The organism is Nonomuraea maritima (genome assembly GCF_900100395.1).
Taxonomy (GTDB): Bacteria; Actinomycetota; Actinomycetes; order Streptosporangiales; family Streptosporangiaceae; genus Nonomuraea; species Nonomuraea maritima.
Genome location: NZ_FNFB01000004.1, coordinates 192442 through 207871, shown reverse-complemented (window position 1 = coordinate 207871; position 15430 = coordinate 192442). Strand labels below are relative to the sequence as shown.

At 74.3% G+C, this 15430-nt stretch carries 12 protein-coding genes; 7 read left to right on the top strand and 5 right to left on the bottom strand.

Features of this window, described 5'->3' with window-relative positions; all coding sequences use genetic code 11:
- Window positions 1-2 precede the first annotated feature (2 nt).
- A complete protein-coding gene (locus tag BLR04_RS09795; RefSeq protein WP_090761918.1) occupies window positions 3-6776 on the top strand; it encodes a CHAT domain-containing tetratricopeptide repeat protein in 6774 nt (2257 codons plus the stop codon).
- A gap of 42 nt (window positions 6777-6818) precedes the next feature.
- Here BLR04_RS09795 and BLR04_RS09790 read toward each other — a convergent pair whose 3' ends face one another.
- The 3 genes from BLR04_RS09790 to BLR04_RS09780 all read right to left on the bottom strand — a co-directional run bounded on the left by BLR04_RS09790 (window position 6819) and on the right by BLR04_RS09780 (window position 9763).
- Window positions 6819-7313, bottom strand: a complete 495-nt coding sequence (locus tag BLR04_RS09790) for a hypothetical protein (protein WP_090761916.1) — start codon at window positions 7311-7313, stop codon at window positions 6819-6821.
- Window positions 7314-7449: 136 nt separating this feature from the next.
- Window positions 7450-8157, bottom strand: a complete 708-nt coding sequence (locus BLR04_RS09785) for a sirohydrochlorin chelatase (RefSeq protein WP_245740142.1) — start codon at window positions 8155-8157, stop codon at window positions 7450-7452.
- 271 nt (window positions 8158-8428) lie between these two features.
- A complete protein-coding gene (locus BLR04_RS09780; protein WP_176903014.1) occupies window positions 8429-9763 on the bottom strand; it encodes an MFS transporter in 1335 nt (444 codons plus the stop codon).
- 90 nt (window positions 9764-9853) lie between these two features.
- On the opposite strand from BLR04_RS09780, the gene BLR04_RS09775 reads away from it, so the two are divergent.
- The 6 genes from BLR04_RS09775 (at window position 9854) to BLR04_RS09750 (ending at window position 13194) form a co-directional block, all read left to right on the top strand.
- Entirely contained in the window at window positions 9854-10537 is a 684-nt protein-coding gene (locus BLR04_RS09775; protein WP_090761911.1) for a GntR family transcriptional regulator, read from the top strand.
- A 9-nt stretch (window positions 10538-10546) separates the two neighbouring features.
- Window positions 10547-10906, top strand: a complete 360-nt coding sequence (locus BLR04_RS09770; protein ID WP_090761909.1) for a DUF2203 domain-containing protein — start codon at window positions 10547-10549, stop codon at window positions 10904-10906.
- A 78-nt stretch (window positions 10907-10984) separates the two neighbouring features.
- Window positions 10985-11734 (top strand): SDR family NAD(P)-dependent oxidoreductase, encoded by a 750-nt coding sequence (locus tag BLR04_RS09765; RefSeq protein ID WP_090761907.1) that lies wholly within the window; start codon window positions 10985-10987, stop codon window positions 11732-11734.
- A 46-nt stretch (window positions 11735-11780) separates the two neighbouring features.
- Window positions 11781-12128, top strand: coding sequence for an ArsR/SmtB family transcription factor (locus BLR04_RS09760; RefSeq protein ID WP_090761905.1), 348 nt, complete (start codon window positions 11781-11783; stop codon window positions 12126-12128).
- Window positions 12121-12621: an SRPBCC domain-containing protein gene (locus tag BLR04_RS09755; protein WP_090761903.1), complete on the top strand. Its 501-nt coding sequence runs from the start codon at window positions 12121-12123 to the stop codon at window positions 12619-12621. The genes BLR04_RS09760 and BLR04_RS09755 overlap by 8 nt, the downstream gene beginning before the upstream one ends.
- A gap of 36 nt (window positions 12622-12657) precedes the next feature.
- Entirely contained in the window at window positions 12658-13194 is a 537-nt protein-coding gene (locus BLR04_RS09750; RefSeq protein ID WP_245740141.1) for a CGNR zinc finger domain-containing protein, read from the top strand.
- 24 nt (window positions 13195-13218) lie between these two features.
- Here BLR04_RS09750 and BLR04_RS09745 read toward each other — a convergent pair whose 3' ends face one another.
- Together BLR04_RS09745 and BLR04_RS09740 are read right to left on the bottom strand one after the other, a co-directional pair.
- On the bottom strand, window positions 13219-14373 hold the full coding sequence (locus BLR04_RS09745) for an MFS transporter (protein WP_245740140.1): 1155 nt from the start codon (window positions 14371-14373) through the stop codon (window positions 13219-13221).
- 75 nt (window positions 14374-14448) lie between these two features.
- Window positions 14449-15339: a D-alanyl-D-alanine carboxypeptidase family protein gene (locus BLR04_RS09740; protein ID WP_090761899.1), complete on the bottom strand. Its 891-nt coding sequence runs from the start codon at window positions 15337-15339 to the stop codon at window positions 14449-14451.
- Between the last annotated feature and the right edge of the window lie 91 nt (window positions 15340-15430).

The following is a 15430-nucleotide window of genomic DNA, read 5'->3' as shown; positions in this document are numbered from 1 at the left end:
CCATGACCGATCCGGCGGGGGCACTGGCCGCCCGTATCGAGCGCTTCGAGCAGACCGCGGATCCGGAGCTCATCTGGGACCCGGCAGCGCTCGCCGAGGCCGAGCAGGCGATGCGGGCGTGCGCGGGCGACCGTTCCGACGCGGCCACGTGGCGGCTGATCGGCGTGCTGCACCTGGCCCGTCACCGCCTCGACCGGCGCGCCGGCCAGGACGCCGACGTGGCCGGCGCCTTCTTCGCCGCCGTCGCGCTGGCCGACCCCGACCGGCTGCCGGACAAACTGCGCGGCAACCGTGAACCGGGCACCTGGGCCGGGCTCGCGGAGGAGGTGCTGGGGCACGTCGACCCCGGCGCGTACCCGCACGTCGGGCTGCTGGTCCAGGCACTCGTCCAACGGGCGCTGGACGAGCCCGACCGCGAGACCGCCGACCGCCTCGCCGAACTCCTGTTACCGGAGTCCGCCCGCACGGCCGCCCCCTGGGTGGCCGGCGCGCTCGCGCCTCTCGGCTCAGGACTCCTGCGCCTGTACGAGCGCACCGGCGAACGCGACGTCCTCGACGACGCGGTGCACGTGCTGCTCCGGACGGCACTCGGCGGGCACACCCCGGCCGCGCGCTCCGGCGAGCTGGCCGCCGCGCTCGCCCTCGCCGCGCCCGGCGACGCGGAACTGGTCAGGACCTACCTGGCCGCGGCCGACACCCCCGCCCGCAGCCAGGACCGGTCCCAGGCGCTGCTCGCCCTGGTCGACCTCACCCAGGCGCGATCGGCCGCCTCGTACGCCGACCGCGACCTGCTGGCCTTCATCAGGGCCGGACAGTGCGCGCTCGACTTCTGGCACGAGGAATGGGCGCATCCTGGCGTGCTGGCCCCGTACGCGGCCGGGCTGCTCGACTGGTTCGTCGTCACCGGCGACGAGCGCTCGCTCGAAGCCGGCACCGAGATGCTCGAAGCCCTGCACGTCAAGCCGGGCGAGACCGTGCACGGGCTCGGGACCGACCCCGTCGTCCGGCTCGCCCTGCTCGGCGAGCGCCGGCTGCGCCGCCACGAGATCACCGGCGACGTCGCCGACCTCGACACCGCCGTCGACGCCCTGCGCGAGGCGGTCACGCACGCCCCCAGCACGCACCCGCGCCGCGCCGGGCTGCTCGCCCGCCTGGCCGGCGCGCTGCTCACCCGCGTCTCGGCCACCGGAGGCGACCCCGCGGAGCCGATCGCCGCCGCGCGCGCCGCCGCCCGGGTCGCGCTCGGCGCGCGCGACCCGGGCAGGGCCGAGACGCTGCTGCTGCTCGGCCGGGCGCTCACCCTCGACCTCACCGAGGAGACCGCCGACGAGGCCGTCGCCGCCCTGCGCGAGGCGCTCGCCATGGGCGAACGGGTGGCCGTGCGGGCCGAGGCGTACGGGCTGGTCTCGGAGGTGCTGCGCTGGCGCGCCACCAGGACCGGCCTCCCGAGCCGCGAGGAGGACCTGGACGAGGCCGTACGCTCCGCCCGCCAGGGCGCTGACCTGGCGGCCAAGGCGGGCAGCGACCCCGTGCCCGCCCGGGCGGAGCTGTGCCGCGCGCTCGTGGCCCGCTGCGCCGTACGGCACGACCCCGGCGACCTCGCCGAGGCCCTCACCCTCGCCCGCGACCTCACCGATGCACCCGGCGAGCTGTTCGCCGAGCTCGACACGGCGCTCGACGACCCGCCGCCGGTGGACGAGCAGCTGGCCAGGGCCGCCACCGAGCTGGCGCTGCGCTGCCACGGCGCCGTCGAGCTGGCGGTCAAGCTGTTGCGCCTGTCCGAACGCGGCACACCGGACGAACGCGGCGAACACCTCCTCGGCGCCGGACTGCGGCTGGCCGAGTCGGGACACTCGCACATCGCCACACGCGTGCTGGAGTGCGCGGCGCGCGCGTTCGGCGCGGCCGAGCGGCACGCGCAGGCGGCCCACGCCCTGGCCCGCCAGGCCGCCGGGCACGAGGACCTCGGCGAGTTCGCCGCCGCGCTGGAGGCCTACGCGCGCTCGGCAGCCGCCTACCGGCACCTCGGCGACCCGCGCTCCGAGGCGATCCAGCTCGGCAACATGGGCGTCGTCCACCTGCGCGCCGGCGACCCCGTCCGGGCCGTCGAGGCCCACCTGCGCGCCGTCGAGCTGTGCCGCGACGCCGGGTTCGCCGCCGAGGAGGCCACCCACCAGGGCAGTGCCGCCGAGGCGTACGTGGCCGCGGGCGACCCGGCGGGCGCGGTGGCGTGCGCGGTCCGCGCACGCGACCTGTACCTGGAGCTCGGCGACCGGGAGGCGGCCGCCCTGCAGCTCGCCGTCGCCGCCAGGGCCGCCGTGGAGGAGGACGACCTCACCGCGGCCGGGGAGCGGATGGCCGCCTGCGCCATGGAGCTGGAGGCCGCCGGCGCCTGGGAGGACGCCTGCCGGGCGCTCGACGCGTACGCCGTCCTGCTCGCCGGGCGCGGCCACCGCGCGCGGGCAGCCGCCGCCGAGGCCAGGCTGGTGGAGATCGTACGGCGCAGGGGCGCGCGCAGGGAGCCGGCCGACGAGTGGTACCGCGTCGCGCAGCGCCGCCGCCTCCAGGGCGACACCGCCGCCGCCCGGCTCGCCTTCGAGCAGGCCTTGGGCGAGTACGAGCACATCGGCCACGACGACGGCGTCGGCGCGGTGAGCTACAACCTGGGCGCGCTGGCGTACGCGGAGGGCGACGCCCGGCACGCCCTCGCCGACTTCGGGACGGCGGCGCAGACGTACGCGAGGCTCCGCGCTCCTGCCAAGGAGGCGGCGGCGCTCACCATGCGCGCGGCCTGCCTGGCGAGGGTCGGCCGCACCGACGACGCCGTGGCCGACGTGGACCGGGCGCTGGAGCTGGCCGCCGCAGAGGGCGACCTGGAGACGCTGTTCACCGCCACCCTCGGCCGCGCCACGCTCGACGCGCGGCGCGGCGAGCTGCGCGAGGCGGGGGAGCGGCTGCACGCGGCACTCGGACTCGCGGGCGCGGACCCGCTGAAGGAGGCCGTCGTCCACGAACGCCTCGCCGCACACGCCGCCCTCGTCGGCGACGCGGCCTCGTACGCGACAGAACTGGAACGAGCCGCCACCCTCTTCCGCGCCTGCGGGCAACCTCGCGAGGCGGCCCTCACCTCGATCAGGCTCGGCTTCGCGCTGGAGGTCTGCGGCAACTTCACCCGAGCCAGAACAGTGCTGGAAACCGCCCTCACCGAACTCCAGGACCACGAGCCCTCAGGGGACGACCGCGCGGGGTCGCGGGACGGTGAGCCGCCGCAGGTCGGCCGTGCCGGGGTACGGGACGGCGCGTCACCCGCCGGCGGCCGGTCGGCGGTGGGTGGCCGGCAGGTGGCGGACGGTATGCCGTTCGAGCTGGTCGTGGCGATGGCGGGTGGGCCGGAGGCGGAGGTTCTGGCGCGGCTGGCCGCCATGCAGCTCACGCTGGGGTCGCCGGTAGACGGGAGGGCCACGCTCACGCAGGCGCTGGCGGCGCTGCGGGCCGGTGGCGGCGGCGACCGCGGGGCGGCCGAACGTCTGGAGATCCGTCTGCGGATGGAGGAGGCCGAGGCGAGCGGCGACCTTGAGCGGGCCCGCGCGCTGGCCGAACAGGCGCTCACGGCCTTCAGGCCGCACCCGCCGGCCCGCGGCGTCCGCCATTTGCGCGACGCCGGCGGACGCGGCGTGACACGCCTGCCGGCCGCCGAACCGGACGACCGGTCGTACCTGCTGGCCAAGCTGTCGTCGTTCTGCCGCGCCCTCGGCGACCTGCCCGCCGCCTACGAGTACGCGGCGCGCGGCTGCGAACGGCACGACGAGCGCCTGGCCGAGCACTTGAGCAACCTCGGCGCGGTCGCCGCCGCCCTCAACCGGACCGACGAGGCCGCAGAACACCTCACCGAGGCGGTGTCCGTGGCCAGGGAGACGGCGTCCGCGCTGCCCGTCCAGCTCGTGCGGTCGCTCGGGCTGCTCGGCCGCGCCCTCACCGACCTGGCCCGCTGGGAAGAGGCCGCGCAGGCGTACGAGGAGGGCCTCGCCCTCACCCGAGCCCCCGTCTGGCGTGCGCTGCGGGCCCCGCTGCTGGCCGGCCGTGCCACCCTCCACCTCAGGCTGGGCGAGCTGGACGCCGCCGAGGCCGCCTTCCTGGAGGCGGTCACAGTGGGCGAGGAACTGGGCGACCCGGCCCCTCTCTCCGACGCGTACGCCGACCTGGCCCTGATCCACGAGGTACGCGGCGACCCGGCGGGAGCCGTCCCCTACGCCACCCGAGCTCTCACCCTCGCCCGCACCCGCCCCGACACAGTCCTGGCCCTCCTCACCCTGGCCCGCCTCGCGTCACCACCCCACCCGCGGACATCGCAGGCCGCCGGCCCGGAACGCCGGCCGAACCCGGACCCGTCGAAGCGCCCACCGGGCGCGGACCACCCGGAGCGGCTGAGCGTGGGTCGTGCGGTGGAGGGGGCGGTGGAGCGGGCGGGCGTCGGGCACGTGGTGGAGTGGCCCGGCGTGGGTCGTGCGGAGGAGGGTGCGGACGTCGGGCACGTGGTGGAGCGGCCGGGCGTGGGTCGTGCGGAGGAGGGGGCGGGCGTCGGGCGGGTGGTGGAGTGGCTGGAGGAGGCGCTTGTGCTGGCTCGGGAGAGCGGGTTCCGGGCGGGGGAGGCCCTCGCGCTGCGCCACCTCGCCGCGCTCGACCCCGCCGCCCCCCATGCCCGCCTCCAGCTCACCATGGCGATCGACATCCTCACAGAGCTCGGGTACGACCTGGAGTTGGCCGCCGCGTTCCACCACCGCTCGATCGGCGCCGAACAGCACGGCGACCTGGGAGACGCCCTGGCAGATGCCGAACGCGCCGCCGCGCTCGGCCACCCGCCCGCCCGGCGGCGAGTCGTCCGTCTGGCGGTACGCCTCGACCGGCCCATGACCGCCTGGACCCACGCCGACGCCGCCGCCCACGACGCCCTCTCCGCCGCCCACGACGCCCAGCCCGGCACGCACACCCTCCTGTCCACCACACACGCCCCCATCTCCGCCACACACGCCCCGTCGTCCACGGCGCACAGCGAGCGGCACAGCGACCGGCACGCCGACGGGCACGCCGACGAGCACGCTGACCGGCACGCCGACGGGCGCGGTGACGGGCATGCCGACCGGCGGGGTGACGGGCGGGAGGGACCCCACGGTGCTCTGCGGAACGGCCCCGAGGCGTCCGGCACCCAGCGTCCGCCCGTCCTCCACGTCGTGACCACGAGACCGACCCAACCGCCCGCCCTCCACGAGGACACAGCCCACGGCCGGGGCAGGAGCACACTGCGGAGCGTGCCAGAGGAGGGACGGCTCACTCTCCGCAGCGTCCCGGCAGGACTCGCGGAGGCGGAGCAGCGGGCGGCGGAAACCGTGCGGTCGCTGCTGTCAGCGGCCCGCCTCACCCGCGACCCGGGAAGCGCAGCACGGCTCGTCCGGTCAGCCCGCGCGGCCGAGGCCGACCTGGAGGCCCTGTGGCGACGCATGGAGCCCCTGGCCCCTGAGCACGTCGCCCTGCGCCGAGGCACACCGCTCGACCTGCCCACCCTGGAAGCCCTCGTCGCCCACCCGGACGGCCAGGCAACAGGCCTCCTGGCATTCCACGTCGACGGCCAGGAAAAGATCGCGTTCCCCCCGCACGGCCAGATCCGAGGCACGGCCCGGGCGGAGGGCCAAGGGGAAGGCACGTCCGCCGGCCGCGGCCAGGGGGAGGGGACGTCCGTCGTGCACAGCCAAGGGGAGCGTGCGTTCGGCGGGCACGGTCACGGGGCCGCCGTGGACGGTTCGGGCGGCGGCGCGCTCACCGCGCAGGGGCCGGGAGATGGTGTGGTGACCGTGTTGGCTTATCGGAGTGGTTGGGCGGGGCCGCGGGGTTTTGTCACGTCCGTCACTCGGTCGTTGCTCGCCGACTTCCTCGCGACCGCGGACGGACGCAGCCATGGGCACCTCGACATCGCGGGCCGCCGTCACCGTGCCGAGACGTGGCAGCGCACGGCCGCGATGCTGCTCGCCGACCCGCTCCGGGCCCTCGGTGACGACCTCGACCGACTCGTTCTCGTGCCGTACGCCGGGTTGCGCGACGTCCCCCTGCACGCCCTGGCGCCGGACGGCGGGCAGCTGATCGAACGGTTCCCGGTGACGTACGGGCCCTCGGCCGCGACGCTGGCCCGGTTGATCCGCCGGCCGCCCGCCGAGGGGACGGGCTGCCTGGTGCTGGGCTCATCCGCGGCCCCGCGCGAGGCCCGCGACGTGGCCGCGCTCCACGGCGTCCACCCGCACCTCGCCGAGGACGCCACCGCGGACCTCCTCAACGGCTCCTGGAACGTGGTGCACCTGGCGTGCCCGATCGAATGCCCGGAGGAGGACCCGTTCGGCTCGGGTGTCCGGCTCGCCGACGGGCTGCTCACCGCGCGCGACATCATGACCATGAGCGTGGACGCCCGTCTCGTCGTGCTCACCACCCGCGAGCCCGTCCGCCCGGAGGCGTCGGTGCCCGGGGGAGTGGGCCCGCACCGGGCCGTGGGCGGCGTGGCGGCGCTGGGGCAGGCGTTGCTGCACGCCGGAGCGAGGGCCGTCGTCCTGCCGCTCTGGCCGGTCTCGGCCGAGGTCGCGCAGGCGTTCGCGCTCGACCTGCACACCCGGCTGCGGGATGGCACCGGCCCGGCCGAGGCGGTCCGCGCCGCCGCACTGGGACTGCGGGAACTCTACGGCCCCGCCGAACCAGGGCTCTGGGCCCCGTACGTGCTCGTCGGCCTACCGCACTGAAAGGTCGGCGGCTCCGGGCCCGTACGTGCTCGGGGTGCAGCGTCACCGGCCGCCTGCGGCGGCCACTGCCGCGCGGGGGAGCTGGAGGTAGGACCGGGCGGCGGTCGTGAGCTCTGCCGACGCGTCGGGTGTGTCGACGTAGAGGGCGGAGTCGGGGGTGCGCTCGCGCACGTCGTGGTCGCGGATCGCGAACACGGCCGGTGGCGCGCCCGCGTCGCCGTAGCGCCCGGCCACGGCGCGCCCGATCGCCCGGCGGACGTCGCCGACCACCGCACGGGAGGTGTGGCCGGAACCGGACGCCGCCAGGTAACCCAGCATGCCCGCGAAGCGCAGCTCGCTCCGCGCCGCCGGACGCTGCCCCGCCAGCACCGGACGGTCGAGCCAGAACACGCTGCCCGCCAGGCACGCCTCGTAGCCGGGATCGTCGGGGCCGAGCGCCCGCGCCGTGCCGGCGAGCAGCTCACCGAACTCGGCCAGCTCGGCGTCGGGCGGCAGGTCCGTGGTGACGAACAAGGGCACGATCAGCGAGTCGAGCATGTGAGTATCCCTCCGTGAGGAGGCTCATCGTAGGGCGGGCGACCGACAATTCCGGGCTCGCGCCACTCACGTCCCCGCTTCGTCCCGATTCGGGAGCCGGCCCCCGTGACGTCACGGAAGCCGGGTCGCTCAGACGTCAGCTGGCGAGCTGACTGCCGTAGGCGCGCGCGACGAGCTCGGCGAGGGCGCTGTGCGAGCCGAGCGGCTCGGCGTGCCCGGCGTTGATCGACGCGGCCGCCTGCTCGACGACGTCGGCCGGCGCCTCGTAACCGATCAGGCAGGGGGAGACGGCCAGCCGCTCGGCGCCGGCGGCGCGCAGCCGCTCGGCCGCCATGGCGACGCCGGGCTCGCTGTCGAGGGAGGCGGCCACCACGGGCAGCGTGAGCCGGGAGGCCAGGAGCACGGCGGTCGCCTGCACGGCGTGCACCGCCCGCTCGCCGCCCGCGGTCGCGAGGATGACGGCGTCGACCGGGCTGGAGACGTTCAGCAGGCGTACGCGGTCGGCGCGCGCCAGACCGCGCTCGGCCAGCCTGATGTGCAGGACCTCGGCCAGCAGCGGGTGCGGCCCGAGCGCCTCCGTCACGACGGCTCCAGAACCGCTGGCGGCGACGGCCTTGCCGATCTCCGCCAGGACGACGGGGTCGTCCCAGGTGAGCAGGGGCACGACGACGGCCTCGCGACCGGAGGGCAGGGAGTCGGCCAGGTCGTCGACGCCCGTCAGCAGCACCTCGATCTGCGGGTTGTCGACGCGCACGACAGCGGCGATCTCCTCGGCCGCCCCGGTGGCGCCGCCCGGACTGGCGAGCACGAGTACGGGCGCGTCTGAGGGCAGGGACGTGGGCACGGGACGGCGGTGTCGGCCGCCGCCCGGCCGGGGGGAACGTTCACGTACAGGCAGGCTCACAGGCGCGCAGTTTATGCCTATTACGGGACGGTTGTTCGGTGAATCGGCGGCGATTGCGTTACAACGGTACTGGTGTGACTTAGATCACCGGCCTGTGCTGGAAAATGTCGACTTATCACCGCAAATCCTCAACCCACGGACGCCACGCGGGCGGCGGTGGCAGCCGCCGCCCGCTGGTTCGCGGCATCCCTGTGAGGCTCGGAGCGCGGCCCTAGGCGAACGGTCCCGTGCGGCCCGGCAGCTCCGCCTCGGGCGCGCCGGCCGGCGTGGCGGAGATGTCCAGGTCGCGGGTCTCGGGGGCGATGGCCAGGCCCACGGACGTGACCACCAGGGCGGCGACCACGTAGAGCGACACCGCCACCGTCGACCGGAACGCCTCGAACAGCTGGAGTGCGATGATCGGGGCCAGGGCGCCGCCCACGATGCCGGCCACCTGGTAGCCCATGGAGGCGCCGCTGTAGCGCAGGCGGGTGCTGAACAGCTCGGCGATGAACGCCGCCTGCGGCCCGTACATGGCGGCATGCGTCACCAGAGCGACGATCGCCGCCAGCGCGATGAGCGGGAACGACCTGGTGTCCAGCAGCGGGAAGAACGCGAACACCCACACCGCCGCGCCCACCACGCCGGCGAGGTAGACCGGACGCCGGCCGTACCGGTCGGACAGGGCGCCCGCCAGCGGGATCAGCGCGAGCTGCAGCGCCGAGGCGATGAGCACGGCGTTGAGCGCGTACGACCGCGGCAGCTCCAGCTGCTGGGTGATGTAGACGATGATGTACGAGGTGAAGGTGTAGAAGGCGACGTCCGTCCCGATCCGGGCGGTGAAGGCCGACAGCAGGGCGCGCGGGTGCGTGCGCAGCACCTCGACGAGCGGCATCCGCGCCTTGGCGCCCTTCTGCTCCACCTCGGCGAACAGCGGCGACTCGGTGATCTTGAGCCGCACCCACAGGCCCACGAACACCAGCGCGCCCGACAGCAGGAACGGCACCCGCCAGCCCCAGCTCAGGAACGCCGCGTCCGAGAGCGTGAACGACAGGACGGTCAGCAGGCCGGTGGCGAGCACGTAGCCCGCGGGCACGCCGACCTGCGGCCAGCTCGCGTTGAAACCGCGGCGGCGGCCGTCGCCGTGCTCGATGGACATGATCACCGCGCCGCCCCACTCGCCGCCGAGCCCGAGGCCCTGGGCGAACCGCAGCAGCGCGAGCAGGATCGGCGCCACGATCCCGATGCTCGCGTAGCCGGGCAGCGCGCCGATGAGGAACGTCGAGACGCCCATGACGAGGAGCGTCACGACCAGCACGGTCTTGCGGCCCGTGCGGTCGCCGAAGTGGCCGAACACGATGCCGCCGAGCGGGCGGGCGACGAACGCCACGGCGTTGGTGGTCAACGAGGCGAGCGTGCCGGTGACCGGGTCGAGCGACGGGAAGAACAGCTGGGGGAAGACCAGGGTCGCGGCCGTGGTGTAGAGGAAGAAGTCGTACCACTCCAGCGACGTGCCGACGAGGCTGGCGAGGATCACCCGCCGGGTCTGTGCTGTGGAGCCTGCCATGCGATCGCTCCTTGAAGGTGTAGGGGGGATGCCTTCAACGTAAGGATCGTTGAACAATTCGACAAGAGGTTTGCCCCATGATTGTCTTGCATGGTGGACAACGTGGTCGCTGATCTTGCCCAGGACCGCCCCCGCCTGGGTCGCAGCAGCACGGCCGAACGGGTGGCCGACATTCTGCGCGAACGTATCAGTGAGGGATTCTTCCAGCCGGGCCAGCGACTGTCGGAAGAGTTTATCTCCGAGGCGCTCGGCGTCTCCCGCAACACGTTGCGCGAGTCCTTCCGGCTGCTCGGTCACGAGCGCCTGCTCGAACACCGGCTCAACCGGGGAGTGTTCGTCCGGCTGCCTTCCGTCGAGGACGTCTCCGACCTCTACCGGGTGCGGCGCGTGCTGGAGGGCGCGGCCGTGCGGCGCACGCCGTCCAAGGAGGCGCTCGACCTGATCGCCGAGGCGGTGCTCGACGCAGAACGCGCCGCCGCGCAGGACGACTGGCAGGGCGTCGGCACCGCCAACATCCGGTTCCACCAGGCGCTGGTGTCGCTCAACGGGAGTCCGAGGATCGACGAGGCGATGCGTCAGCTCCTTGCCGAGCTGCGGCTCGTCTTCCACGTCATGGAGAACCCGCGGGCCTTCCACGAGCCGTTCGTCGACCGCAACCGCGCCCTGCTCGCCCTGATCGAGTCCGAGCAGCACGACGAGGCCGCCGCCTATCTCGACGACTACCTCGGCCATGCCGAGCGGCTTCTGATCGTCGCGTACGAGCCCAGCCGCTAACGTGAGCGCATGGACCGGACCTTCACCCTCGACGAGGCCCGTGCGCTGCTCCCCGCCGTCGTCCGGGAGGCCCGCGAGCTGATCGCCGCGCGGGCCGACCTGGCGGAGATCGACTTCGCGCGGCGCTCGGGAGTCCCGTCCGGGCTGGGCGGCCTGCCCGAGATCAAGGGGCTGCAGGCCCGCATCGAGGAGATCCTCAGCGGGTGGAGCGACCAGGGCATCGAGGTGAAGGGCATCGCGCCGGTCCTCGTCGACTTCCCCGCCGTGCTCGACGGCGTGTCCGTCCGGCTGTGCTGGATCGAGGGCGAACGCGAGCTCGGCTGGTACCACCGCACCGAACTCGGCTTCGCGGGCCGCCGCCCGCTCTGAGGCGAGCCACTCTTGACGCCGGACGTCGAGCCGTGCTCTATTCAACCTATCCGTTGATTAACCGAAAGGTTGAATACGATGCTCCATGGCAAGATCGCTGTCGTGTACGGCGCCGGTGGCGCGATCGGCGGCGCGGTGGCCCGCGCCTTCGCCCGTGCGGGAGCCCGCGTCCACCTGGCCGGCCGGACGCTCAAGACCCTGGACGAGGTCGCCGACGACATCCGCGCGGCCGGCGGCACGGCCGAGACCGCCGTCGTCGACGCGCTCGACGAGGCCGCGGTCGACGCGTTCGCCGACGACGTGGCCGAGCGGGGCGGCGGCATCGACATCTCGATGAACGTCATCGGCGTCCAGGACGTGCAGAAGCCGCTCACCGAGATCACCGCCGCCGAGTTCCTGCGCCCGATCGAGATCGCCACGCGCACGCAGTTCCTCACCACCAGGGCGGCCGTCCGGCACATGATCCCCCGGCGCTCGGGCGTGATCCTGCTGTTCGGCGGGGGCGGCCCGCAGACGGTGCCGGGCATCGGCGGGTTCAAGGTCGCGCTCGACGCCATGGAGAGCATGCGCCGCCAGTGGGCGTGCGAGGCCGGCCCGTACGGCGTCCGGGTCGTCACCCTGGTGACCGGCGGCGTCCCCGCGAGCATGACCGCCGACGAGCCGCTGCGCGAGCGGATCGCGGCCTCGATCGCCGAGACGTCCCTGCTCGGGCGCGGCGCCACGCTCGAAGACGTCGGCGGCGTCGCCGCGTTCGCCGCCTCCGACCTGGCCAGGACCATGACCTCGGCGACACTCAACATCTCGTGCGGCGCGATCGTCGACCACTGAGCGCCCACTAGTGTGATCGCGCGTACCCGACAGGAAGACCGCCCGCATGCCCGACGACGAGCTCAGCCGCACCTTCGCCGCCCTGGCCGACCCCACGCGGCGGGCCATCCTCGCGCGGCTGTCCGAAGGGGAGGCGACGGTCAACGAGCTGGCCGAGCCGTTCGACATCAGCCTGCAGGCGATCTCCAAGCACCTCAAGGTGCTGGAACGTGCGGGCCTGATCAGCCGGGGCCGCGACGCGCAGTGGCGGCCCTGCCGCCTGGAGACCGCCCCGCTCGACGCGGTCTCGCACTGGATCGACCGTTACCGCGAGCGCTGGAACGACCGGTTCGACCGCCTGGAGCGGGAGATCCGGCGGGTCCACCCCGGCAAGGAAGGGCTTGAGCATGGCTGAGACCGCGTTCGTCATCGAACCGGGACGGCAGGACATCGTCATGATCCGGCATTTCGACGCGCCGCCCGACGTCGTGTTCCGGGTCGTCACCGACCCCGAGCTGGTCCCGCGCTGGTGGGGGCCGCACGTCCTCGCCACCCGCGTCGACCGGATGGAGGTCAGGCCCGGCGGCCGCTGGCGCTTCGTGAACATCGACGCCCACGGCCGGGAGTACGGGTTCTGCGGCGTCTACCACGACGTCGTGGCGCCCGAGCGGTTCGTACGGACGTGGGCGTTCGAGGGCATGCCGGGCGAGGTCGCCCTCGCGACCGTCACCCTGGCGGCGGCCGGCGGAGGAACCCGGTACACCGCCCAGTCCGTGCACCAGTCGGTGGAGGCCCGCGACGCCGTCGTCCGCGGTGACGCGGCTCGGGGCGGCACGGAGGCCATGGATCGCCTGGCCGTGCTCCTCGCCGACCGCCGACCGCCGTGCGATGCCGGGATCGCGGAGTGACGGCGCTGCCCGGCGTCCCGGCATACGCTTCTCGGCGTGGAGGTTCACTCGACCAAGGCGATGGCCGCGAGAGCCGTCGATCTGTGCGTGGCGCTGCTGCACGAGGAGCCGTCGGTCGCGTCGGTGACGCGGGTCCTGCACGAGCACGGTGAGAGCGGTGACCTCGTCCTGCGGGAGGGCGACGTGGCGCGGATGCGCGCCGCGGCGGAGCGGCTGCGCGACGTGCTGGCCGCTCCCGACGCCGGCAAGGCGGCCGAACTGCTCAACGGGCTGCTCGCAGAAGCGGCCCACCCGCCCCGGCTGACCAGTCACGGGGGCACGGCCACCTGGCACGTCCACGTCGACTCCCACGACGACGCACCATGGGAGGAATGGTTCCTCGCCTCGTCGGCGATGGCGTTCGCGGTGCTGCTGGCCGACCACCAGCGGGTGCCGGGCGGGCTGTGCGCGTCAGCGAGCTGCCGGCGGCCGTACCTCGACCTCGGCGGCGGCAGCCCGCGCCGCTACTGCAGTGCCCGCTGCGCCACCCGCGAACGCGTCGCCGCCCACCGCTCCCGCACCCCCACCCGCTGACCGGCGCCGACACCTGGCCGTCACTCAACGGCGGGGGAGGAGGATCGCGAGCGCCGCTGCCTGCAGGGCCGCGCCGACCGTCAGTGCCGCGCCCGTCGAGTACGCCGCCAGCGGCCCGGCCAGCGCGGAGCCCAGCGCGTACGAGGTGATCTTGAGGCTCGCCCCGGTGGTGAACACCTGACCGCGCAGGCGGGCGGGAGCCTCGCGGTGGCGTACGGCGAACAGGGCGGTCAGCTGCGGGCCCTCGCCCACGCCCGCGACCGCGGCGGCGACCACGGCCAGCCAGAACGCGTCCGCGACCGCCGCGAGTGCCGTCCCGGCGCCGAGCACGGCGGTCCCGCCCGCCAGGAACGCCTCCCAGCGCCGGGTCCCGCGACCGTACGCGGCCAGGACGCCGTTGGTCGCCAGCCCGCACGCGGCGGTGACGGCCAGCAGCAGCGCACCGAGACCGCTGTCGCCGGCCAGCCGGTCACCGAGGACGGGCGCGGTGACCGTCCACATGGCCAGCCCCGCGCACGAGACCATGGACCCGGCCGTCGCCCGCCGCAGCGCTAAGTTCCCTGCGATGACGCCGACCCCTTCGCGTACGTCGCCCGCGAGGCCGCGCACGGTTCCCGCGACGGGTCCGCCGCCGGTGCGGGAGGGGAGGGACCAGGCGGCGGGGAGCGCGGCCAGCAGAAGGAAGGCGCACAGCGGGAGCACCGCCGCGCCGGCGCCCGCCGCCGCTGCCGCGCCGACCAGGGCGGGGCCCGCCAGAGCGGCGGCGTTGTAGCACATGGAGTCGAGCGCCGTGAACCTGGCCAGTCGGGGCGGATCGGCGACGAGAGGCAGTTGCGCGGTCCAGCCGCCGCCGCCCGCCGGGCCGAGCAGGCCGACGGCGACGGCGAGACCGATGAGAGCCGCGTCCGGCACCCTGCCGAGCCCGGCGAGCAGCAGCAGGAGCCCCGCCGCGTACCCGGCCAGGCAGTACGCCAGCAGCCGCCCGGGACGGCGGGCCCGGTCGAGCAGGACGCCGAGCAGCGGGCCTCCGGCGGCGGACGAGACGGTCAGCCCGGCCAGCAGCCACGACGCGAGGACGGGGGACCCCGTGATGGCCAGCCCGGTGACGAGGAGCGCCGGGCCGGACATCTCGTCCCCGGTGCGGGCGGTCAGGGCGCCCAACATGTAACGGGATAACACCCATAGGACGTTACATCCCGATACGGCTCGCTGTCCTGCGGAAGGAGAGGGGTGCGGCCGGGCGTCCCGCGAGTCCTAGGCGGAGTCGCGCTGGGCGCCCCAGGACAGCAGGTTCTCGGCCGTCGAGAAGCGCCGGCTGGAGACGGACTCGTCGAGCAGGATGCCGACCATCGTCCGGCCGTGCTTCTCGCCCGCGAACGCCAGGCAGTAGCCCGCCGCCCGGGTGAACCCGGTCTTCATCCCGAGCACGCCGGGCGTGCCGAGCAGCCGGTTGGTGTTGCGCCAGGTGTAGGAGCCGTGCCCGTCGCCCGCCGCCAGGTGGTGGGTCCGCGTGCCGACGACCTGCTTGATCAGCGGCACCTGCAGGGCCTTGGCGGCCAGCACGGCCTGGTCGCGCGCGGTGGAGTAGCCGTCGCCGTCCGGCGTGGGCAGTCCGTCGGCGTTGACGTAGTGGGTGTCGGTCATGCCGAGCTCACGGGCGGTGGCGTTCATCTTGGCGACGAAGCCGGGCACGCCGGGGCCGTACGTCCGCGCGAGCGCGTGGGCGGCGTCCGCGCCGGAGGGCAGCAGGAGGCCGTACAGGAGCTGGCCGACGGTGATGGTGTCGCCGGGGTTCAGGTCGGCGGTGGTGCCGCCGCCGTCCTCGGCGTACGTCTCGTCCTGGCGCTTGATGTGCACGACGTCGGTGGGCTTGGCGTACTTCAGGACGACGTACGCCGTCATGGTCTTGGTGAGGCTGGCGATCGGCATCCGCTTGTTGCCGGCCTTGTCGAAGAGAACGTTTCCGGTGGAGGCGTCCATCAAATATGCGGCTCTGCCGTAAACGGAGGGGGCGTCGTAAGTGGACGCACCGGCAGCGGAGGCGGGGGCCGTAGTGGTCGCCTGAGCATGCGCGGGTGCCGTGAGCCCCGTGACCAGGGCAAGAGCGCCTGCCGTGGCGGTCAGAAAAGCTTTCGGATAACGCATGCCCCCCAGAATGCCGCCTATTTTGAGATGATGTTGGGTTTATAAACGGTAAGCCATGACTTAAGCCCCTGAAACGCCCATGAGATGGGAG

What these genes read in the sequence shown, in the direction of transcription:
- BLR04_RS09795 (WP_090761918.1), top strand. Translation starts at nt 3, where the DNA reads ATGACCGATCCGGCGGGGGCACTGGCCGCCCGTATCGAGCGCTTCGAG.
- BLR04_RS09790 (WP_090761916.1), bottom strand. Translation starts at nt 7,313, where the DNA reads ATGCTCGACTCGCTGATCGTGCCCTTGTTCGTCACCACGGACCTGCCG.
- BLR04_RS09780 (WP_176903014.1), bottom strand. Translation starts at nt 9,763, where the DNA reads ATGGCAGGCTCCACAGCACAGACCCGGCGGGTGATCCTCGCCAGCCTC.
- BLR04_RS09775 (WP_090761911.1), top strand. Translation starts at nt 9,854, where the DNA reads ATGGTGGACAACGTGGTCGCTGATCTTGCCCAGGACCGCCCCCGCCTG.
- BLR04_RS09770 (WP_090761909.1), top strand. Translation starts at nt 10,547, where the DNA reads ATGGACCGGACCTTCACCCTCGACGAGGCCCGTGCGCTGCTCCCCGCC.
- BLR04_RS09765 (WP_090761907.1), top strand. Translation starts at nt 10,985, where the DNA reads ATGCTCCATGGCAAGATCGCTGTCGTGTACGGCGCCGGTGGCGCGATC.
- BLR04_RS09760 (WP_090761905.1), top strand. Translation starts at nt 11,781, where the DNA reads ATGCCCGACGACGAGCTCAGCCGCACCTTCGCCGCCCTGGCCGACCCC.
- BLR04_RS09755 (WP_090761903.1), top strand. Translation starts at nt 12,121, where the DNA reads ATGGCTGAGACCGCGTTCGTCATCGAACCGGGACGGCAGGACATCGTC.
- BLR04_RS09740 (WP_090761899.1), bottom strand. Translation starts at nt 15,339, where the DNA reads ATGCGTTATCCGAAAGCTTTTCTGACCGCCACGGCAGGCGCTCTTGCC.